The sequence below is a fragment of the Paraburkholderia largidicola genome, from assembly GCF_013426895.1.
GTDB classification, from domain to species: Bacteria; Pseudomonadota; Gammaproteobacteria; order Burkholderiales; family Burkholderiaceae; genus Paraburkholderia; species Paraburkholderia largidicola.
The window spans coordinates 673952-693829 of sequence record NZ_AP023176.1; the positions used below are offsets into that span (position 1 = coordinate 673952).

Here is a 19878-nt window from a genome sequence, read left to right on the forward strand (position 1 = left end):
GTCAGGCTTCGTCGAGCAGCGCAGGCAACGCATACTGTGCGAGCGACTGCGCGATCGGCACGTGATCGTCGCGATACCAGGCTCGCGTATGCAACAAATTGAGCGACGCCAGCGTGCGACCTTTCCACCGCACGGGCACGTTCAGCACGCTTTCGCAACCGAGCGACGCGATCAGTTCGTGATCCGCGAACACGGCGCGCAGATCGTCCGGTGTCTTGCCGATGAACGCCTCGCCGCGCGTCAGCACGATGTCGGTCCAGTTGCCGCCCGACAGCGGCTTCTTCGCGGCCGTCGGATACGCCGCTGGCATGTTGCTGTAGATGCGTGCCGATTCATTCGTCGTGTCGTCGTAACGCAGTATCGTGAAGAGCGTATGGCCGACGGCTTGCGCAAGGACGGTGTCGAGCGCGCGATAGAGCGCCGCTGGCTGATCTTCGCTCGCCTGTGCGCGAGCCAGCGCGACGAACGCCTGCAAGCCCTGTTCTTGCACGCCATTCATGCCGCTTCTCCCGCGGCGATGTCTTCGAGCGAACGTCCGCGTGTCGGCACGCCCATTACGACCACGGCAATGGCGCCGAGCAACAGCACGACTGTCGTCACGCCGAACACGCCCGCAAAACCAAAGTTCGGATACAGATAGCCGACGAGAATCGGCGACACGATCGCGCCGATACGGCCGATCGCCGATGCCGTCCCCGCGCCCGTCGTGCGCACCGCCGTGGGAAAGACTTCTGCCGTATAGGCATATACGCCCGCATAGGTGCCGTTCATGAAGAACGACAGCCCGATGCCCGCCGCCATGATCTCCTCGTTCGAGCGGGCGAAGGCCATGCCCAAGGCACACACGCAGCCGAGCAGCATGTACGACGCGATGGTCGCCTGCCGTCCGATGCGCTCGTTGAACCACGACGCGCTGAAGTAGCCCGGCACCTGCGCAGCGTACATCGCGAGGGAATAGCCGAAGCTGCGCGTGATGCTCATCCCGTGCTGCACGAGCAGGCCCGGAATCCATGTGAAGAACGCGTAGTAGCTGAAGGTGATCGACAGCCACATCAGCCAGGTCATCGTCGTGATACGCGCCTGGCGTCCCGCCCACAGCGCGCGGAAGTTTGCGGACAGTGTGCCCGCGTGCGCCGGCGGCGCGCTGCCGGGGCTGATGGGCTCCGGTTCGGGCAGCGCGATCCCACGGGCCGCGAAGCTCGCCTCGATGCTGTCGAGCACGCGCTTCGCCTCGCCCACATGCCCGCGGCTTTCCAGCCAGCGCGGCGATTCGGGCAACGAACGGCGCCACCACAACAGCATCAGGATCGGCAGTGCGGTGATCAGCAGCACGACGCGCCAGCCTGAATCGAACGCGGGAACGATGAAGTAGCCGAGCAACGCAGCGGCGACGAAGCCGAACGAGAAGAACCCGGCCAATGCGCCCGTGAAGATGCCGCGATAGCGTTTGGCGACGAACTCGGCGAGGTAGGGCGCGATGATCGCGCTCTCGGCGCCCGTTCCCATGCCGGCCACGATGCGAGCGGCTAAAAAGGTCGGCCAGGATTCCGTCATCGCGCTGACGACGGAGGCTACGCAGTAGATCAGCAGCGCCGACATCATCACCTTGCGCCGGCCGATCAGATCGCCCAGCGTGCCCGCGAGCAGCGCGCCGAAGAAAAAGCCGATGAAGTTGCCGCTGCCCAGCACGCCCGTTTGCACACTGGACAAAGCCCAGTCGTGACGCAGCACGGGCAGGACAAACGCGACGGCGGCGGCATCCATGGCGTCGAAAGCGTAGCCCAGGCCGCCCATCAGCAGCAGGTGTCCATGAAAACGCCCAAACGGCAGACGCTCGATACGTGCAGAAACATTTGACACGTTGCGCTCCTTGAGTCTCGACAATCCGGCTTGACGGCGCGGCCTCATGCGCGCTCGCGGCGTGCGATGGACCTTGGTGTGAGGCCGATTCTATGGCTTGTCGAACGTCATAAATATTTATATCCTTGATCCACTACATTGATATCGTGAATGGATGCGCATGAGCTTCCGGTCGCTCGATCTGAACCTGCTGAAGGTATTCGAAGCCTTGATGACGGAAGGCGCCGTCACGCGTGCCGCCACCAAGCTCTCGCTCACGCAGCCCGCCGTCAGCAACGCGTTGAGCCGTTTGCGCGAAGCATTCGACGACCCGCTCTTCATCCGCAACGGCGCGGGCGTCACACCAACGCAACGGGCGATGGCGCTATGGGGACCCGTCGGCGATTCGCTGAGCCGCATTCGCGCGGCGCTCGATGAAGAGACCTTCTCTCCCGGCAGCGCCGAGCTGAGCTTCAGCCTGTCGATGTCGGACTACGTTGCGGGCATCGTGATGCCGCGCCTGATCGAACGGTTCGGCGAAAGCGCGCCGCATCTGCAATGGCAAACGGTGCCGAATATCCTGCTCGACGCGCCGGCGCTGCTCGAAGGCAATCGTGTCGATTGCCTGATCGGCGTCTATGTGAACGAGACGCTGCCGCCCGCGCATATCCGCTCGCGCTCGCTCTGGAGTGTCGACTACGCATGCGTGATGCGGCGCGGTCATCCACTCGCTTCGCCCGGTAAGCTCACCACCCGGCGCTTCCTGAATGCGCGTCATGTCGACATCAGCCTTGCAGGACAGACGCAGCCGTCGTTCGATATTTTTCTTGCGTCGCGCGGTTTGAAGCGCAACCTCGTCGCGTCGGTCAATCACTACACGGTCGCGTGCGAGATCATCCGTGCGAGCGATCTGATCGCCGTGCTGCCGCGCGATCTGTGCGAACGCGGTGCCATGGCCGGCGACCTCGTTAGCGTGCGTGCGCCGCTGGAAGCCCCGGAGCGCGTCATCAGCCTGTTCTGGCATCAACGCAACGAGACGGTTCCCGCGCACCGCTGGCCGCGCGATCAATTGGTCGATATGTTCGCGTCGCCTTGAATGCGTGGTCATTCAAGCTTTAGAAAATCTAAATCATCCGCGACCGACGGGCCACTATTCTTCGTTTTTTTGAGTTCCTATGCTGATCCGTAATCGACGGACAAGCGAATCGTCCGTTTTTTCAACGGTTGCTGTTTGGAACGGGGATGCTCATGAAAAAGCCGCTGGTTTGTCTCGCACTATTGCTCGCAGCATTGTCCGTACACGCGAAGGAGTTGACCGAACTGAAGTTCGGTGTCGATCCCACTTACGCGCCGTTCGAGTCGAAGGCGCCCGACGGCAAACTCGTCGGTTTTGAAATCGACCTCGGCAATGAAATTTGCCGCCGGCTCCACGCAAAATGCGTATGGGTCGAAACGGCGTTCGACGGCATCATTCCCGCCCTGCAGGGGCGCAAGTTCGACGCGATCCTGTCGGCCATGTCGGTGACGCCGAAACGCGAAACACAAGTGGCATTCTCGACAACCCTGTTCAACACGCCGAGCAGCCTGATCGGACGCGCTGGCGCTGGCTTGCAACCCTCGGTCGAATCGCTGAAGGGGAAGAACATCGGTGTCGCGCAAGGCTCGACGCAAGAGGTGTACGCAAAAGCCTACTGGGCGCCCGCCGGCATCAATGTCGTTTCATACGCCAATCAGGAACTCGTCTACACCGATCTGCGCTCGGGGCGACTCGACGCAACCTTGACCGACATGATTTCCGGCAGCGAGGGTTTTCTGAAAACGCCGCAAGGGCAGGGCTATGCGTTTCTCGGAGGGCCCGTGAACGATGCGAAGACGTTGGGCAAGGGCGCCGCGATCGGCTTGCGCAAAGACGATCCGCAGTTGCGTGAGATGATCGATCAGGCCATTGCCGATATGATCAAGGACGGAACGTATCAGAAGATCGAACGCCGTTACTTCGACTTCGATATCCTGAACGGCTGAGACGATCGAATCGCGCCTTATACGGAGACACCATGCTGCAAGACATCGACGCACGCATCGAACGTGCGCTGACGCCGGAACTGATCGCCGACTTTCGCCGCGATGGTGCGGTGTGCATCCGCCAGCTCTTCACGGAAGACGAGATTGCGCTGTTGCGTGAAGGCATCGAGCACAACCTCGCGCAGCCGAGTCCGCGCGCGAAAGTCGCGAGCCGTCCCGACGATCCAGGCTGGTTCTTCGAAGACTTCTGCAACTGGCAGGACAACGACGCGTATCGCCGCTTCATTGACGGGTCGGCGGCGCCTGCCGCAGCGGGCGCGCTGATGGGCGGCGAAACCGTGCGGCTCTATCACGACCATCTGCTCGTGAAGGAGCCGAACACGCGGCAGCGCACGCCGTGGCATCAGGACCAGCCGTACTGCAACATTAGCGGCTCGCAGAACGTCAGCATGTGGATTCCCGTCGATCCCGTTTCGCGCGAATCGACGCTGGAATTCGTGGCCGGCTCGCATCTCGGCCCGTGGCTCATGCCGCGCACGTTCATGGACAACCAGGCGAAATGGTTTCCGGAAGGCACGCTCGCCGACCTGCCCGATATCGAATCGAACCGCGCCGCTTATCCGATCATCGGATGGGCGCTCGAACCGGGCGACCTGGTGTGCTTCAACATGCTGACCTTGCATGCATCGGGTGGCGTTGGCGGCAACACGCGGCGGCGCGCGTTTTCGGTCCGCTTCATCGGCGACGATGTTCGTCACGCACCGCGCCGCTGGCGCACGTCCCCCGATTTCCCGGGCCTCGATGCGCAATTGCCCGAAGGCGCGCCGATGGACCATCCGCTGTTTCCCGTGCTGTGGCGCGCGAGCGCGGGCTGATGCACGGTCCTTCGCTTCAGGCGACCACGCTCAGCATGCTGTCGTTGAGTTGCTGCTGTTCCTTGCCGCGCGTCACGAGCCAGCGGTGAAAGCTGCGGCAATGCGGTCTGTCGAACGCATTCGGCTTCCATGTGAGGAAATACGGCCACGGCAGCGACAATCCTAGCGCGAAGGGCATCACGAGGCGGCCTGCGGCAAGATCGTCGCAGACCATCGAACTTTGCGCGAGCACGAAACCGTAGCCGTCTATCGCCGCCTGAATCGCGACGCTCGATAACGAAAACACCTGACGGTTCTCGTTCAGTTCACTGCAATCGACATCGTTGGCGACGAGCCATTCGCGCCACGAAGGCGGCGACGCGAACTTCGGCCGCCAGTCGACGGATATCAACGGATAGCCGAGGATCTCGGCGGGCGCAGCGAGTGGCGCATCCGCTGCGAGCAGTTGCGGACTGCAAACGGGCACCACGTAATCGCGGAACAGTTCGACGGAGTTCTCGACATCCGCGATGCGCTCGCCGTAGCTGATGCGAAAGTCGATGTCGTAGCCATCGGGCGACGGCTCCGTATGCGTGCCGTCGAGATACACGCTGAGATCCGCGTGCTGCCGCTGCCATTCGAGCATGCGCGGCGCGAGCCATTTAGACAGCAGCGAAGGCAGCGCGCTGACGCTGAGATTGCGCGTGTTCTTCGCCCGCTCGATTTCCGCATGCGCGACACGCAGGCTTTCGAACGCGGCCGCGCAGCTCTCGTGATACTGGCGCCCGATCGACGTCAGGCTCAGGCGCTTGCCGTCCTTTTGCGTGAGGTGCAGTCCGAGCGTGTCTTCAAGCAGTTTGATCTGCTGGCTCACTGCACCGGGGGAGATGCCAAGCCGCTTCGCCGCTTCCGTCACGCCGCCGCACCGGCCTACTGCTTCGAACACCTGCAATGCGCGCAAAGGGGGAAAGCTGTTCGTCGTCATCGTATGGGTGGGGAAAGGTTCGACGATTTAGAAACTCTAAACGAACAGCCAGTGTTTGACATCTGTTCTTTTATGTTTTGGCTTTTTATCCTGACCGGCAAGTGAATACGAAACCGGATAACGGAGGCCGCGCAATGTTTCTGAGGAATGCATGGTACGTCGCAGCATGGGACGCAGAGGTCACGCACACGCTCATGCCCGTGACGATCCTCGGCGAGCCGGTCGTGTTGTATCGCCGCGAGGATGGCACACCCGTCGCGCTCGAAGACGCGTGCCCGCATCGCAAGCTGCCGCTGTCGATGGGAAGACTGATCGGCGATCAGGTGGAGTGCGGTTATCACGGCCTGACCTTCGATTGCGAGGGCGCATGCGTGCGCGCGCCCGGTAGCCCGCGCATTCCGCCCGGCGCGAAAGTGCGCAGCTATCCGCTGGCGGAGCGCTACGGCCTGCTGTGGATCTGGATGGGCGATGCCGACGAGGCGGACGCCGCGACGATCGTGCACATCGACGAATGGGGCAACCCTGCGTGGGGCGTGAATCGCGGCGATGCGATGACGGTGGACTGCCATTACCTTTATGTCACCGACAATCTGCTCGACCCTTCGCATGTGGCTTGGGTGCATCCGTCGTCGTTCGGTAATGCTGCGTGCGAGGCCGAGCCGTTGAAGACCGAGGTCGCTGCGCATGGCGTGACCGTCTCACGCTGGATGCGCGATGTCGACGTCGCGCCGTTCTATGCGCAGTTCGTCGGCTTCGAAGGGCGGTGCGACCGCAAGCAGCATTACGAAGTGCGCTTCCCGTCGCACGCGATCATCAAGGCGATCTTTACGCCGTCGGGCACGGGCGGCGACGGCGCGCCGCTTCATCCCGATGTGTTCCTGATGAACTCGTATAACTTCATGACGCCCGTCGACGAATCGCATACACGGTACTACTGGTTCCAGACGCGCAACTTCGCGCCGCAGGACGAACAGGTGTCACGCCAGTTCGACGCGGACGTGCGCCACGCTTTCGAAGAGGACCGCGTCGTGTTGACGGCCGTTCATCGCGGCATGCAGAACGCCCGCACGCCGAACATCGATCTCGCAATCGATGCTGGACCGCTGCGGTTCAGACGCGCGATTGCGCAGATGATCGAGCGCGAGCAGCAGGTCACGGCGACGACCGCGCCTGTGTATGTGGTGAGCCGCCAGCGCGCGGAGCACTGACATGCGCGTCATGGACGATCCGGCGGCGCTGTCCGCGTCGCGCGCAGCGCCCGGCTTCAGGCGTTTTCGCGTGACGCGGCGCACACAGGAAAGCGCATCGATCGTTTCGTTCGATCTCGTGCCTTCCGATGGTGAAGCGTTGACGCCGTTCGCTGCTGGGCAGTTCGTCACGGTGCGCCTGCCGTTGTCGCCGGGCGAGCGTCTGTTGCGCACATATAGCCTGTCCGGCGATCCCGCCGATCGAACGCGCTGGCGAATCTCCGTCAAACGCGAGGCGGGCAGCGCCGCTGTCCCCGCTGGACGCGGCTCGTCGTATCTTCATCAGCATGTCCACGTCGGCGATGAACTGGAACTCGCCGGACCGTCGGGCGCGTTCGTATGCGGCGACGACGTTGCACGACCCGTGATATTGATGAGTGGCGGAGTCGGGTTGACGCCGCTCGTCAGCATGCTGCATTGCCTGCGTGCGATGGACGGCGCGCACGCGCGGCGCGTGCATTTCATCCATGCGTGCGAAAACGGCGCGGTGCACGCGTTCCGCGACGAGGTCGAGGCGGTGGCGGCAGCGCATCCGAACGTTCGTGTGCACTTCTGTTACCGGCTTCCTTCTGCGGAAGACCGCGTATTGAAGAACTTCGACAGCGAAGGGCTGATTTCAAAAGACACGCTGCAAAGCCTGTTGCCGCTCGATGACTACGAAGTCTATCTATGCGGTCCGCCTGCGTTCATGCAGTCGAGCTGGAAGCTGTTGCGCAGCCTCGGTATTGCGCGTGAACGCATTCATTACGAGTTCTTCGGTCCCGCGACGGTTCTCGAGGAAGATGCGGTCGAGGAGCCTTTAAGCGCGCAATCACGTGAAGTGATTCAGGAAGCCGCCGCCACGGTAACGACCATCCGCTTTCGACCACAAGCCGAGCCCGTCGCATGGGACGCGGCCTGTGGCTCGCTGCTGGAATTCGCCGAGAAGCACGGCTATGAGCCCGCGTTCAGCTGCCGGATCGGCATTTGCAACACCTGCGTGACGGGTCTGATCGACGGGAAGGTCGAATACACGGAAGAACCCCTGGAGCCGCCATCGGAAGGTACAGTATTGCTGTGTTGCGCGAAGCCCGTGGGAAGCGTTACCCTGGCGCTATCCGACGACGCAAGAACGTTTGAATAACCGGGGACTTTATGAAGATCAGCTTTCCCGTCGAACCCGATTTCGACACGCAGCGCACCCAGTTTCTCGACGCGGCCCGCGCGGCAGGCGCCGCATTGACGACGTATGCGCATCCTTTGAAAGGACCGAATGGCGAAGCGCTCGCGACAGACGTCGCCTGGCTCGGCAAGCCCGACGCATCCCGCGTACTGATGACGCTATCGGGCACACATGGCGTAGAGGGCTACTACGGTTCGACCTGTCAAACCGCGTGGCTGCGCGAACTGGCAACGCACCCACTACCCGACGATGTCGCCGTGCTGATGGTCCATCTGATCAACCCGTGGGGTACGGCGTGGGTCAGGCGCGTGAACGAAGACAATGTCGATCTGAATCGCAACTACGTCGACTTCACGTCTGCGCTGCCCGACAATCCGCGCTACGAAGCGCTGCATGAAATCTACACGTGCCGCGACATCGACGGTCCGCAGAGGCAGCATGCCGATGCGCTGCTCGCGAAGCAGATCGACGCGTTGGGGTGGTCCGGGGTACAGGCAATCGTCGGCGCGGGTCAATACCTCCACGCAGACGGTCTGTTCTATGGCGGCCAGCAGCCCACCTGGTCGAACCGCACGCTGCGCGATATCGCCGCGCGTTTCCTCAAGCCCGCTCAGGTTGCGATTGCCTTCGACCTGCATACGGGCGCAGGCGCGTTCGGCCATCCGATGCTGATGTCGATCACGCAATCGGTCTATCCGGGGCTCGCCGACGCGCAGCGCCTCTATGGCCCGTGGCTCTATACGCTGGTCACGCACGCGGATGCAGCAGTCAGCGAGACAGGCGTGGTCGCACGGGCGACGGGCTATACGTCGCAAGCGATGCTGGACGCGTTGCCGGACACGCACTTGCTGCAGCTCGTCATCGAGTGCGGCACCTATCCCGAAGCGCCGATGCACACGGCGCTGCGCGACGACCATTGGCTGCATCTGTACGGTGACCCTCACGATGCGCGAGGACGCGCGATCAGCCGCGCACTGTTCGAATCGTTCATGCCCGCCGATCCCGACTGGCGCGAACTGGTATGGATGCGCACGCGCCAGATCTGGATGCGGGCGCTTGCCGCGCTGCCCGGCATCACGCCGAAGCAAAGCTGAAGCACCTCTAAAGCACCTCTAAAGCACCTCAGACGAGCGCCTGGCTCGCAGCCGCAGCCCGGCTGCGCAGCCAGTTGATGCTTGCGAACAGCAGCACCGCAAACACGATCAACATCGTCGCGACGGCGAGTATTGAAGGATCGATCGAATCTCGGATGCCGCTCCACATCTGCCGCGGCACCGTGGTCTGATCCGGCCCGCCGATGAACAGAATGACGATCACTTCATCGAACGAAGTCGCAAATGCAAACACGCTGCCCGTCGCGACGGCCGGCGCAATCAGCGGCAGCGTCACGCGCCGGAACGCGATCCAGGGCCTGGCGCCGAGACCCGATGCGGCGCGTAGAAGACTCTGATCGAACGACAGCAGCGACGCCGTCACGGTGATGACCACGAAGGGCGTGCCGAGCGCCGCATGCGCCAGCACGACGCCGGGATAGGAATTCACCAGCCCCAACGGCGCGAAGATCAGATAGAACCCGGCCGCGACGACGACGATGGGAACGATCATCGGTGAAATGATGATCGGCATGATCAGCGAGCGCAGCGGAAACTGCGTGCGGCTCAGGCCGAGCGCGGCGAGCGTGCCGAGGCATGTTGCGATCAGCGTCGAGGCCGCGCCGATGCCGAGGCTGTTCAGGAGTGCGCGCTGCCAGTCGCCGCTGGTCAGCGCCTGTTCGTACCAGCGCAGTGAAAAGCCCTGCAACGGGTACGAGAAATACGAGCCCGAGTTGAACGAGAGCGGGATGATCGCGAGAATCGGCGCGATCAGAAAGAACAACACGATCGCGGTATGCACGCGCACCCAGTGCGTCGCGATGCGCTCCGTCAACACCTTCTTCCGTTGATTTTGCATGGCGGCTCTTTGTCGTCGTGTAGGCGTGGCTCAACCGAAGCGCAAACGGTCGATGCCGACGATGCGGTTGAACAGGAAGTAGAACACTGCGGTGAAGATCACGAGATACGCCGACAGCGCGCCCGCGAGCCCCCAGTTGAGCTGCGTGTTGGTCTGCATCGCAATGAGCTGGCTGATCATCTCGTCGCCCGCTCCGCCGAGCAATGCGGGCGTGATGTAGTACCCGAGCGCCAGCACGAACACGAGAAAGCAGCCCGCGCCGACACCCGGCAGCGTTTGCGGCACATACACGCGCACGAATGCGGTGAATGGATGTGCGCCGAGCGACTGCGCCGCGCGCACGTAAATGGGCGAGACACTCTTCATCACCGAATAGATGGCGAGAATCATGTACGGCAACAGCACGTGCGTCATGCCGATCAGCACACCCGCACGATTGAAGATGAGCGGCACGGGATGCGTCGCGAGTCCGAGTCCCATCAGCAGGCTGTTGATGACGCCGCCCGGCTGCAACAGCACGTACCATGCCGTGGTGCGCACCAGCAGCGAGGTCCAGAACGGCACGATCACGAGCAGCATCAGACGGTTGCTGCTTTTCGCGGGCAGATTGGCGAGCATCCACGCGACGGGGTAGCCGAGCAGCAGACACAGCACCGTAACGGTCGCGCTGATCGAGATCGTGCGCAGGAACGCCTGTCGATAGACCGACGAGTTGTCCGGCACGAACTCGACGGAACCTTGCGGCGTGACTTGCGCATCGACGGCGGCGAGCAGATAGTCCGGCGTCGGCGATGCGGCGGCGCGTTTCAGCAGGCGCCAGGTTTCCGGCGAGTTCCAGCGCTCGTCCATTTGCGTGAGCGCGAGTTTCCATGCGGGCGGCGCATCGGCGGGCAGATTGCGCGCGGTGCGCATCAGCAGGCTGCGGAACTCGGGCTGAGCGAAGTTCAGGCGTCGCGCGACCGTGCCGAGTTGTCCGCTTCCTTGCGCTTCTTTGAGGCCCGACGCAAGCAGTGCAAACGTGCGTTCGTCCGGTACACCGTGGCCGTCCCATGCATCGAGCGCGCGGGTGAGCGCAGGCATGCTGTCGGGCACTTCGTGATTCTGCACACTGCGCGCGAGCAGCAACGCGATGGGCGCGATGAATGTCGATAGCAGAAACAGAATCAACGGCAGCGCCAGCAGCAGCGCCTGAGCCGACGCGCGGCGCTGCGCCTTCTGGAACGACGCGCGGCCGTTGGCTCTCGTCGGAGAGCCCGAAGCCGCGGCTGGGGCCGATACGGGCATGCTGGTAGTCACGTCGGGCTCTCTTTGAACAGCGAAGTTACTGGGTCAGCCAGGTCTGGAAACGCTTGTTGATCTGGTCCGCGTTGTCGGCCCAGAAGTTCGCGTTGATCTGCAGCGCGCGCTTGAAGTTCTGCGGCGAGGTCGGCAGATCGGACAGCCGCTGCTTGTCGACGAGCGCGATCGCGTCCTTGCGCGGCGGCGCGTAGGCGATGTACTTCGACAGATCGGCATACGCTTTCGGCTGCGAAGCGGACACGATGAACTTCGCCGCCGCGTCCGCGTGCTTCGCGCCCGTGGGAATGCCCCACCAGTCGAAGTCGTATACCTGCGCATCCCAGACGGCCTTGAACGGCTTGTTGTCCTTCTTCGCGGCATCGTCGATGCGGCCGTTGTAGGCTTGCGTCATGACAACTGCGCCGTCAGCGAGCAACTGCGGCGCCTGCGCACCCGATTCCCACCAGACGATGTTCTTCTTGATTGTATCGAGCTTCTTGAACGCGCGATCGACGCCTGCGGGCGTAGCGAGCACCTTATAGACGTCCTTCGGATCGACACCGTCGGCGATCAACGCCCATTCCATCGATACCTTCGGCGACTTGCGCAGCCCGCGCTTGCCCGGGAATTTCTGCAGATCGAAGAAGTCGGCGACGGTGGTCGGCGCGCTCTTCAGCTTGCTCGCATCGTAGGCGAAGACGGTCGACCAGACCATGCTCGCCACGGCGCAATCGCTGATCGAGCCGGGGATGAAATCGCTCGTCTTGCCCAACGTTTTCTTGTCGAACTTCTGCAGCAGGCCTTCATCGCAGGCGGTGATGGCATCATTCGTTTCGAGGTCGATCAGATCCCATGTGGTGTTCTTCGCCTGTTCCATCGCGGAGAGCTTGGCGAGGCCGCCGTCGTAGGATTCCGTCGAAAAGCCCACGCCCGTGGCTTGCGTGAACGGCTCGAAATAGGCCTTCTTCGCAGCGGCTTCATAGGCGCCGCCGAAGGTCACGACGGAGAGCGTCTCTGCTGCCTGAGCACTGGCGGCGAAGAACGCGAAGACGGAGAGGGCGGCAAGTGCGGCACGTTGTGCCTTGATTGGAGTGCGCATGTCAGTTGGCTCCTGCGGGTGCGGTCGTAATGATGGAAGGTAACGGAGACGGCGGGGAGTAATTGGCAGGCGCGTTGCGATGCGCGCTTGCCGTCATTGCGAGAATCTTGCAGTCGTCGTGGCGCCATGCGACCTCGACCATGTCGCCCGGCGCGGGCAGCGCGTGGCGTTGCGTGTTGGGCACCTTGACGACGAGGGCGTCGCGCGCACCGAGCTTCAGATGGACGCGGTGATGATCGCCGCAATACACCAGTTCTTCGACGCGCGCTTGCACGACGTTGTTGTGTCCGTCGACCTGCGTGCCTTCGGCGCTCGGAATATGCGCGCGCTCGGGGCGCAGCGCGAGCATCGCCTCGTCGCCTTCGCGCAGCCCGCTCTCGCAGCGGCCGCGAATGATGCTGCCGTCCGCCAGTGCGAGGGTCGCGCTGTCGTCGCTGACGTTGACGACACGGCCCGTCAATCCATTGTTCTCGCCGACGAAGTTCGCGACGAAGGCATTCTGCGCATTCTCGTAAAGCTCGCTCGGCGTAGCGGCTTGCTGGATACGGCCATCGGAGAACACGGCGACACGGTTCGACATCGTCAATGCTTCGGCCTGATCGTGCGTCACGTAGACGATCGTGAGCGACAGCTCGCGATGCAGGCGCATGATTTCGTATTGCATCGTTTCGCGCAGACGCTTGTCGAGCGCGCCGAGCGGTTCGTCCATCAGCACGACGCTCGGCTCGAACACCAGCGCGCGCGCCAGTGCGACGCGCTGCTGTTGTCCGCCCGACAGTTGCGACGGACGACGGTTGGCCAGATGCGGCAATTCGATCATGTCCAGCGCGCGCTTCACGCGTGTCTTCTGCTCGGCGCGGCTCACGTGACGCACCGAAAGCGGAAACGCCACGTTCTCCGCAATCGTCAGATGCGGAAAGAGCGCGTAGTTCTGGAACACCATGCCGATGTCGCGCTGATGCGGCGGCTTGTCGTCGAGCCGCTTGCCGTCGAGACGAATCTCGCCCTGCGTGGGCGTTTCGAAACCCGCGAGCATCATCAGAGTGGTGGTCTTGCCCGAACCCGACGGCCCGAGCAGCGACAGGAATTCGCCCTTGCGCACGTCGAGGTTTAGATCGTCGACGACGTAGTTCGCGCCGTCATACGATTTGCTCACGCCCGAGAATGAAATGAAGGAAGGGTTAGACATCGTGCTGGCGTCCTGTCGGTGTTGCGTCGTAGTCAATGCGTGCCGATCTTCGCCGCGAGATAGCGCGCGAAGTCATAGTTGGGGCGTTCGAGATGGCTCAGATGGCCGGGCTTCGCAAGCGGTGCATGCACGCCGCGAAACACGGCTTCGACGCCGCGCCGGTCTTCCGCATTCACGTCGTCGAGGAGCTTTTTCAGCGTATCCATGTAGGCGTGCGCCTGCGGATCGGCGACGAACTCCGGCGCCAGTCCGCCGCCGAAGCGGATATGCACGCGCCCCACGCCTTCGGGCTGCAGCACGAGATACCAGAAGTACCCCGGCGTCAGGGTCACGAGATGCGTCGGGTAAATCGCGAGCAAAGCCGTGGTCTTGCGCCAGTGTCCCGTGAGACGCGTGTTGTCGGGATGCGCGTTGCCGATCGGCAAGGACGCTTCCTTAGTGATCCAGTGATAGTTGAAGGCCGGAAGGCCGGGCGGGCATTCCATTTCTTCGAGCCGCGAATGCGGGCCTACCGTCGCGCGATGCAGCATCGGCAGGTGATAGCTCTCCATGAAGTTTTCCGCGAGGATCTTCCAGTTCGTATCCCACACGTGCTCTTCATAGAAAGTTTCGATGTAGTCGGACATGCCGTATGCGCCGATCAACTCGTTCAATTCAGCGAGCCGCGTGTGAACGGGCAGGGCGTTTTCATCGAGCGTCACGTAGATCCAGCCTTGCCATTCTTCGCAGCGCACGGCAGGCAAGCGGTAGCTCTCCTTGCAGAAGCCTGCTTGCCGATCCATCAGCGGCGCACCCTTCAGCGCGCCATCGAGCGAATAATTCCACGCGTGATACGGGCACACGATCCGGCGCACATTGCCACGTCCTTCGAGCAGCACCGACATGCGATGCAGGCAGACATTCGACATTGCCTTCAACTGCATCTGCTCGTCGCGCAGCACGACGATCGGCTGGTCGCCGATGCGCGCAGTCAGGTAGTCGCCGGCGTCCTTCAACGCGCTCGCGCGGCCGACGCATTGCCATTCGCGCGAGAAGATATCGCGCTCTTCCAGTGCGAGAAATTCGGGTGACGTGTAGACACCGGGCGGCATCGAGCGCGCTTCGCTGAAAGGGCGATCGCAACCGGTCAGGAGTTCATCGACCAGCGCATCGATTGCGATCGTCCTTGCCGGGTTTGCCATGTCGCCCTCCTTGTTTCGAGCTTGCGAGTGCGGCCGACGCTGGATTGCGCGGTGTTGCGCTCGACATGGACATCAATCTATCAAGCCAAATTCCCAGCCAAAATATTGTTTTTGGATGCAAAGCAAAGGTTTTTACTATGCAGCGCCGATGCTGTCAGCACGGGCCCCAACGCCTGTTTGGAGCAGGGTTTACGAGTCCAGATGCAACCGTCTGATGTACGTTTCGCAATACGACGCGAACCGGTGCACCACCTGCCGGGGCCGCATGGTGCGTGATTGCGCGATGCCGAGCGTGGTCGCGTTGACGTTGTCCTTGAAGCGCTTCACGACGAAGTCTTCGCCGTCGACAGTGCGGTTCGACTTGAGGGGAAAGTTGAGGATGCTGTAGCCGAGTCCGTTCGCCACCATGCCGCGCACGACCTCCGGCTGGGATGAGCGGAACGCCGGCACGGGCCGGCTGCCCACGGCGTCGAACAGTGCGGCGAAATACTCGCGGCTGTGCGGCAGATCCAGCATCACGTAAGGCTCGTGCAACAGGTCGGCCAGCGATACCTTGCGCGCGCGGGCAAGACGGTGAGACGTGGGCAGGATCACATACGGCGGCAACGACAGCAGCGGCGTGAAGGCGATGTCCTCGGTCAGGTCGAGGCTATAGGTCAGAACTATGTCGAGCGAGCCGTCGTGCAGGCCTCTTAGCAGACCGTCCTGATGCGCTTCGACGGTGCGAAACGAAATGCCCGCATGCTCGCTCGCGAACCGGCTGATGAGCCTCGGCATCAGGGGCGGCGCGAGCGAAACGAGGCAGCCGAGCGCGATCGAGCCCGTCATGCCGCCGTCCATCTCTTTCGCGGACGTCTGCAATTCCTCGGCGATCTTCAGCAGATTGCGCGCCTGCCCAAGCAGATCGCGGCCCGCTTGCGTGAGCGACAGGCCGCTCGCGTGATGTCGGATGAAAAGCTGCACGCCGAATGACGATTCGAGATCGGCGAGCGCCGTCGAGATCGACGGCTGCGAGATATGCAGGCGCTTCGCGGCGGCCGTAAAGGACAGCGTTTCCGCCGTGACCACGAAATAGCGCAACTGGCGAAGCGAGTAGCGCAGGGGATGGTTTTCCATCGGCAATGCTCCAGATTCGGGCGTTCATTGCGCACCATTGTGATGCGTTCAAAAAACGCTGCATAGGTAAATCCGATGCCATGCATTTTTTAAATATATTTTTCGGATTCGAGGGGCGCGCGTAGATTCTGCACCAGGACAGCTGATTCACGGTGCTGCGCGCCGCTCGACAGGTCGCTTCGCCCGCATCGAACGCGACGCCGCGACGGCTCGAATCAAACCGCCTTTGAGAAGGACTTAGCCATGGCAGTGAAAACAACGTCAATCGACACGCTCGTAGTCGGCGCCGGTCAGGCCGGCGTGGCGATGAGCGAACATTTGAGCAACATCGGCGTGCCGCATATCGTGCTGGAGCGCGCGCGCATCGCCGAGCGGTGGCGCACGGGACGCTGGGATTCGCTGGTTGCCAATGGACCCGCGTGGCACGATCGTTTCCCGAATCTGGAGTTCGCCGAGGTCGATCCCAATGGCTTCGCGTCGAAGGATCAGGTCGCGGATTACTTCGTCGCCTATGCGAAGAAATTCGACGCGCCGATCCGCACGGGCGTCGAAGTGAAGAAAGTGGTGCGCAATGCGGGCCACCAGGGTTTCATCGTCGAGACCTCCGAGGGTACGTTCGAAGCGAACCGTGTGGTCGTTGCAACAGGACCGTTTCAACGCCCGCTGATTCCCGCCGTCGCGCCGAAATCGGATCGGTTCACGCAGATTCATTCCGCCGACTATCGCAACCCGCAGCAGTTGCCCGAAGGCGGCGTGCTGGTGATCGGCGCGGGTTCGTCGGGCGTGCAGATCGCCGATGAACTGCAGCGTTCGGGCAAGCAGGTGTATCTGTCGGTCGGACCGCACGATCGCCCGCCGCGCGGGTATCGTGGCCGCGACTTCTGCTGGTGGCTCGGCGTGCTCGGCGAATGGGATGCCGAAGTCATGCGTCCGGGCAAGGAACATGTGACCATCGCGGTGAGCGGTGCGCGCGGCGGCCACACCGTGGACTTCCGGCGTCTTGCGCATCAGGGCGTCACGCTCGTCGGTTTGACGAAATCGTTCGACGACACCGTCGTCACGTTCGACTCGGACCTGGCGGACAACATCGCGCGTGGCGACGAAAACTATCTGTCGTTGCTCGATGCAGCGGATGCGTACGCGGCCCGCAACGGTCTCGAACTTCCGGAAGAACCCGAGGCGCGCGTCATTCCCGCAGACCCGGACTGTGTCATCAATCCGATTCTCGAACTCGATCTGGTCAAGGCCGGTGTGACGTCGATTGTCTGGGCGACCGGCTATGCCGTCGATTTCAACTGGCTGCAAGTCGATGCCTTCGACGAGAAAGGCAAGCCAAAGCATCAGCGCGGTGTATCGAAAGAGCCGGGCATCTATTTTCTGGGTCTTCCGTGGCTATCGCGTCGCGGTTCCGCTTTCATCTGGGGCGTGTGGCACGACGCGAAGCATGTTGCCGATCACATCGCCACGCAGCGCAAATATCACGCGTACTACGACGCGCCTGATCGCCAGGCAAAGGCACCGAACGACGCCGTAGCCGATTCAGGCATTCACAAGGTCAGCGAACTCGACCTGAGTTGACGCGCCCACGAACCCGACCCGCATTCTCCCTTTATTTTCGTATCAAGGTGCATTGATGAGCCAACCTACGCATACCCGTATCCGCATGTTCAACACGAAGGACACGTATCCGAACCAGACGCTCGACAACGACCTGTGTCAGGCCGTGCGCGCGGGCAATACGGTGTACGTGCGCGGCCAGGTGGGGACCACGTTCGACGGGCAGCTCGTGGGGCTTGGCGATCCGCGTGCGCAGGCCGAGCAGGCGATGAAGAACGTCAAGCAGTTGCTCCAGGAAGCGGGCAGCGACATGTCGCACATCGTCAAGACGACCACGTTTCTGACTGACGTGCGGTATCGCGAGCCCGTGTATCAGGAAGTCGGCAAGTGGCTTAAGGGCGTGTTCCCGATTTCGACGGGTCTGGTCGTCACGGCGTTGGGCCAGCCGCAATGGCTGATGGAGATCGACGTGATCGCCGTCATTCCCGATGGATGGACGCCGTCTCAGGGCTGAGGAACACGACATGACTTTTTCTATCGTCGGACGTTGTGCGGAAACGGGGCAACTCGGCATTGCGATCAGTTCTTCGAGCATCGCAGTCGGCGCGCGTTGCCCGTGGGTGCGCGCGGGCGTGGGCGCAGTGGCGACGCAGAACGTGACGCTGCCCGCGCTCGGTCCGCAGGTTCTCGATCTGCTGCAGCACACGCTACTCGAACCCGCGGCAGCGCTGGACCGTGCGCTCGGGGCGAACGACTGGAGCGAGTATCGACAGGTAACGGTGATCGATGCGAGCGGACGCACCGCGTTTTTCAGCGGCAAGGAAGCACTGGGCACGTATCACGCAGTGGCGGGCGAACAGTGCGTCGCGGCGGGCAATATGCTGGCGGACATTGGCGTGATCGAGTCGATGGCGCCTGCATTTGCGAATGCGAAAGGCGCACTCGCCGATCGTCTGCTCGCGGCGATGCATGCCGCGATGGCCGCAGGCGGTGAAGCGGGCCCCGTGCATTCGGCGGCGCTGAAGATCGTCGGCGATCAAAGCTGGCCGATCGTCGATTTGCGCGTCGATTGGGCCGACGACGATCCCATCGGCAAGCTCGACGGTCTCTGGCAAGCGTACAAGCCGCAAATGCAGGACTACGTGACCCGCGCGCTCAATCCAACGGCCGCGCCGAGTTATGGAGTACCGGGCGATGAATGACCGCTCGAGCCGCGCGCTGCTCGAACAGCTGATCGGATTTCCCACCGTCAGCCGGGACTCCAATCTCGCGATGATCGATTTCATCCGGCATTACCTCGGCGATCTCGGTGTGCATAGCGAGCTGTTCTACAACGCGGAGCGCACGAAGGCGAATCTGTTCGCGACGATCGGTCCGGATGACGGCGGCGGCATCGTGCTCTCCGGTCACACCGATGTGGTGCCTGTCGACGGGCAGCCCTGGACGGTCGAGCCGTTCCGTCTGAGTGAAAAAGACGGACGCCTGTATGGACGCGGTACGGCCGATATGAAAGGCTTCATCGCATCGGTATTGGCAGCCGTGCCCGGGTTCGTCGCTCGCGATCTGAAGGTGCCGGTGCATCTTGCGTTCTCGTATGACGAGGAAGTGGGATGTCTGGGCGTGCGGCCGATGCTCGCCGAACTGGCGAAGCGCGCGCACAAGCCTGCGCTGTGCCTGATCGGCGAACCGACGGAATTGAAGCCGGTGCTGGGTCACAAAGGCAAGCTGGCGATGCGCTGCCAGGTCAAGGGCGCACCTTGCCATTCGGCGTACGCGCCGTATGGCGTCAACGCGATTCAGTACGCGGCGCGTCTGATCAACCGTCTCGAAGAGATCGGCGAGCAGTTGTCGTCGCCTGAACAGCACGACGAACGCTTCGATCCGCCGTATTCGACCGTGCAGACGGGTGTCATCAAAGGTGGCAGGGCGCTCAACATCGTGCCGGCCGAATGCGAATTCGATTTCGAAGTGCGGGCGCTGCCCGGCTACGACGCAACGAACGTGGCCGACGAGTTGCAGACCTTTGCGCAGACCCAGCTATTGCCGAAGATGCGCGCAGTGAACGCCGACACCGATATTCGCCTCGAGTCACTTTCCGCATACCCCGGCCTCGCAACGCCACCCGGCAGCGACGCAGCGCAGCTACTCGCCATGCTGTGTGGCTCCCGCGAGTTCGGCACGGTGGCATTCGGCACGGAAGGCGGACTCTTCAATCAGGCAGGCATTCCTGCCGTGGTCTGCGGACCCGGCAGCATGGATCAGGGACACAAGCCGGACGAATTCGTCACAGTCGAGCAACTCGAAGCATGCGATGCGATGTTGATGCGACTGGCGGATCACCTCTCGATCCGGTCCGGCTCGTGATTCGAATGGATGAACGCAAGCAACGAGCGCGCTCG

Annotated in this window: 19 protein-coding genes; 10 read left to right on the top strand and 9 right to left on the bottom strand. The window is 62.5% G+C overall.

Features of this window, described 5'->3' with window-relative positions; genetic code table 11:
• Position 1: 1 nt before the first annotated feature.
• Together PPGU16_RS31735 and PPGU16_RS31740 are read right to left on the bottom strand one after the other, a co-directional pair.
• Complete coding sequence (locus PPGU16_RS31735) at positions 2–499, bottom strand: GAF domain-containing protein (RefSeq protein WP_180726678.1); 498 nt, start codon at positions 497–499, stop codon at positions 2–4.
• Positions 496–1860: an MFS transporter gene (locus PPGU16_RS31740; protein ID WP_180726679.1), complete on the bottom strand. Its 1365-nt coding sequence runs from the start codon at positions 1858–1860 to the stop codon at positions 496–498. Before PPGU16_RS31740 ends, PPGU16_RS31735 begins: the two co-directional genes overlap by 4 nt.
• A gap of 160 nt (positions 1861–2020) precedes the next feature.
• Here PPGU16_RS31740 and PPGU16_RS31745 point away from each other — a divergent pair, with 160 nt between their 5' ends.
• The 3 genes from PPGU16_RS31745 (at position 2021) to PPGU16_RS31755 (ending at position 4736) form a co-directional block, all read left to right on the top strand.
• Positions 2021–2935 (top strand): LysR family transcriptional regulator, encoded by a 915-nt coding sequence (locus PPGU16_RS31745; protein WP_180726680.1) that lies wholly within the window; start codon positions 2021–2023, stop codon positions 2933–2935.
• Positions 2936–3087: 152 nt separating this feature from the next.
• On the top strand, positions 3088–3861 hold the full coding sequence (locus PPGU16_RS31750) for an ABC transporter substrate-binding protein (RefSeq protein WP_180726681.1): 774 nt from the start codon (positions 3088–3090) through the stop codon (positions 3859–3861).
• A 32-nt stretch (positions 3862–3893) separates the two neighbouring features.
• Positions 3894–4736, top strand: coding sequence for a phytanoyl-CoA dioxygenase family protein (locus tag PPGU16_RS31755; RefSeq protein ID WP_180726682.1), 843 nt, complete (start codon positions 3894–3896; stop codon positions 4734–4736).
• 16 nt (positions 4737–4752) lie between these two features.
• On the opposite strand, the gene PPGU16_RS31760 is transcribed toward PPGU16_RS31755, so the two are convergent.
• A complete protein-coding gene (locus PPGU16_RS31760; RefSeq protein WP_180726683.1) occupies positions 4753–5700 on the bottom strand; it encodes a LysR substrate-binding domain-containing protein in 948 nt (315 codons plus the stop codon).
• A gap of 134 nt (positions 5701–5834) precedes the next feature.
• Here PPGU16_RS31760 and PPGU16_RS31765 point away from each other — a divergent pair, with 134 nt between their 5' ends.
• The 3 genes from PPGU16_RS31765 to PPGU16_RS31775 are packed head-to-tail and all read left to right on the top strand — an operon-like array spanning position 5835 to position 9203.
• Entirely contained in the window at positions 5835–6908 is a 1074-nt protein-coding gene (locus tag PPGU16_RS31765; protein ID WP_180726684.1) for an aromatic ring-hydroxylating dioxygenase subunit alpha, read from the top strand.
• 1 nt (position 6909) lies between these two features.
• Entirely contained in the window at positions 6910–8070 is a 1161-nt protein-coding gene (locus tag PPGU16_RS31770) for an FAD-binding oxidoreductase (protein WP_180726685.1), read from the top strand.
• A gap of 11 nt (positions 8071–8081) precedes the next feature.
• Positions 8082–9203 (top strand): DUF2817 domain-containing protein, encoded by a 1122-nt coding sequence (locus PPGU16_RS31775; protein ID WP_180726686.1) that lies wholly within the window; start codon positions 8082–8084, stop codon positions 9201–9203.
• A gap of 28 nt (positions 9204–9231) precedes the next feature.
• On the opposite strand, the gene PPGU16_RS31780 is transcribed toward PPGU16_RS31775, so the two are convergent.
• The 6 genes from PPGU16_RS31780 to PPGU16_RS31805 all read right to left on the bottom strand — a co-directional run bounded on the left by PPGU16_RS31780 (position 9232) and on the right by PPGU16_RS31805 (position 15922).
• Entirely contained in the window at positions 9232–10059 is an 828-nt protein-coding gene (locus PPGU16_RS31780; RefSeq protein ID WP_180726687.1) for an ABC transporter permease, read from the bottom strand.
• Between the two features lie 30 nt (positions 10060–10089).
• Positions 10090–11343, bottom strand: a complete 1254-nt coding sequence (locus PPGU16_RS31785; protein ID WP_180727130.1) for an ABC transporter permease — start codon at positions 11341–11343, stop codon at positions 10090–10092.
• Positions 11344–11380: 37 nt separating this feature from the next.
• Positions 11381–12436: an ABC transporter substrate-binding protein gene (locus PPGU16_RS31790; protein WP_180726688.1), complete on the bottom strand. Its 1056-nt coding sequence runs from the start codon at positions 12434–12436 to the stop codon at positions 11381–11383.
• A 1-nt stretch (position 12437) separates the two neighbouring features.
• Complete coding sequence (locus PPGU16_RS31795; protein ID WP_180726689.1) at positions 12438–13625, bottom strand: ABC transporter ATP-binding protein; 1188 nt, start codon at positions 13623–13625, stop codon at positions 12438–12440.
• Positions 13626–13657: 32 nt separating this feature from the next.
• Positions 13658–14806 (bottom strand): SRPBCC family protein, encoded by a 1149-nt coding sequence (locus PPGU16_RS31800; RefSeq protein WP_180726690.1) that lies wholly within the window; start codon positions 14804–14806, stop codon positions 13658–13660.
• Between the two features lie 189 nt (positions 14807–14995).
• Complete coding sequence (locus PPGU16_RS31805; protein ID WP_180726691.1) at positions 14996–15922, bottom strand: LysR family transcriptional regulator; 927 nt, start codon at positions 15920–15922, stop codon at positions 14996–14998.
• A 243-nt stretch (positions 15923–16165) separates the two neighbouring features.
• On the opposite strand from PPGU16_RS31805, the gene PPGU16_RS31810 reads away from it, so the two are divergent.
• The 4 genes from PPGU16_RS31810 to argE are packed head-to-tail and all read left to right on the top strand — an operon-like array spanning position 16166 to position 19843.
• Complete coding sequence (locus PPGU16_RS31810) at positions 16166–17500, top strand: flavin-containing monooxygenase (protein WP_180726692.1); 1335 nt, start codon at positions 16166–16168, stop codon at positions 17498–17500.
• Between the two features lie 55 nt (positions 17501–17555).
• A complete protein-coding gene (locus PPGU16_RS31815) occupies positions 17556–17993 on the top strand; it encodes a RidA family protein (RefSeq protein WP_180726693.1) in 438 nt (145 codons plus the stop codon).
• Between the two features lie 10 nt (positions 17994–18003).
• Positions 18004–18681, top strand: coding sequence for a DUF1028 domain-containing protein (locus tag PPGU16_RS31820; RefSeq protein ID WP_180726694.1), 678 nt, complete (start codon positions 18004–18006; stop codon positions 18679–18681).
• A complete protein-coding gene (gene argE / locus PPGU16_RS31825; RefSeq protein WP_180726695.1) occupies positions 18674–19843 on the top strand; it encodes an acetylornithine deacetylase in 1170 nt (389 codons plus the stop codon). The genes PPGU16_RS31820 and argE overlap by 8 nt, the downstream gene beginning before the upstream one ends.
• Positions 19844–19878: the final 35 nt, after the last annotated feature.

What these genes read in the sequence shown, in the direction of transcription:
- PPGU16_RS31735 (WP_180726678.1), bottom strand. Translation starts at nt 499, where the DNA reads ATGAATGGCGTGCAAGAACAGGGCTTGCAGGCGTTCGTCGCGCTGGCT.
- PPGU16_RS31745 (WP_180726680.1), top strand. Translation starts at nt 2,021, where the DNA reads ATGAGCTTCCGGTCGCTCGATCTGAACCTGCTGAAGGTATTCGAAGCC.
- PPGU16_RS31750 (WP_180726681.1), top strand. Translation starts at nt 3,088, where the DNA reads ATGAAAAAGCCGCTGGTTTGTCTCGCACTATTGCTCGCAGCATTGTCC.
- PPGU16_RS31755 (WP_180726682.1), top strand. Translation starts at nt 3,894, where the DNA reads ATGCTGCAAGACATCGACGCACGCATCGAACGTGCGCTGACGCCGGAA.
- PPGU16_RS31760 (WP_180726683.1), bottom strand. Translation starts at nt 5,700, where the DNA reads ATGACGACGAACAGCTTTCCCCCTTTGCGCGCATTGCAGGTGTTCGAA.
- PPGU16_RS31765 (WP_180726684.1), top strand. Translation starts at nt 5,835, where the DNA reads ATGTTTCTGAGGAATGCATGGTACGTCGCAGCATGGGACGCAGAGGTC.
- PPGU16_RS31770 (WP_180726685.1), top strand. Translation starts at nt 6,910, where the DNA reads ATGCGCGTCATGGACGATCCGGCGGCGCTGTCCGCGTCGCGCGCAGCG.
- PPGU16_RS31775 (WP_180726686.1), top strand. Translation starts at nt 8,082, where the DNA reads ATGAAGATCAGCTTTCCCGTCGAACCCGATTTCGACACGCAGCGCACC.
- PPGU16_RS31780 (WP_180726687.1), bottom strand. Translation starts at nt 10,059, where the DNA reads ATGCAAAATCAACGGAAGAAGGTGTTGACGGAGCGCATCGCGACGCAC.
- PPGU16_RS31785 (WP_180727130.1), bottom strand. Translation starts at nt 11,343, where the DNA reads ATGCCCGTATCGGCCCCAGCCGCGGCTTCGGGCTCTCCGACGAGAGCC.
- PPGU16_RS31790 (WP_180726688.1), bottom strand. Translation starts at nt 12,436, where the DNA reads ATGCGCACTCCAATCAAGGCACAACGTGCCGCACTTGCCGCCCTCTCC.
- PPGU16_RS31795 (WP_180726689.1), bottom strand. Translation starts at nt 13,625, where the DNA reads ATGTCTAACCCTTCCTTCATTTCATTCTCGGGCGTGAGCAAATCGTAT.
- PPGU16_RS31800 (WP_180726690.1), bottom strand. Translation starts at nt 14,806, where the DNA reads ATGGCAAACCCGGCAAGGACGATCGCAATCGATGCGCTGGTCGATGAA.
- PPGU16_RS31805 (WP_180726691.1), bottom strand. Translation starts at nt 15,922, where the DNA reads ATGGAAAACCATCCCCTGCGCTACTCGCTTCGCCAGTTGCGCTATTTC.
- PPGU16_RS31810 (WP_180726692.1), top strand. Translation starts at nt 16,166, where the DNA reads ATGGCAGTGAAAACAACGTCAATCGACACGCTCGTAGTCGGCGCCGGT.
- PPGU16_RS31815 (WP_180726693.1), top strand. Translation starts at nt 17,556, where the DNA reads ATGAGCCAACCTACGCATACCCGTATCCGCATGTTCAACACGAAGGAC.
- PPGU16_RS31820 (WP_180726694.1), top strand. Translation starts at nt 18,004, where the DNA reads ATGACTTTTTCTATCGTCGGACGTTGTGCGGAAACGGGGCAACTCGGC.
- argE (WP_180726695.1), top strand. Translation starts at nt 18,674, where the DNA reads ATGAATGACCGCTCGAGCCGCGCGCTGCTCGAACAGCTGATCGGATTT.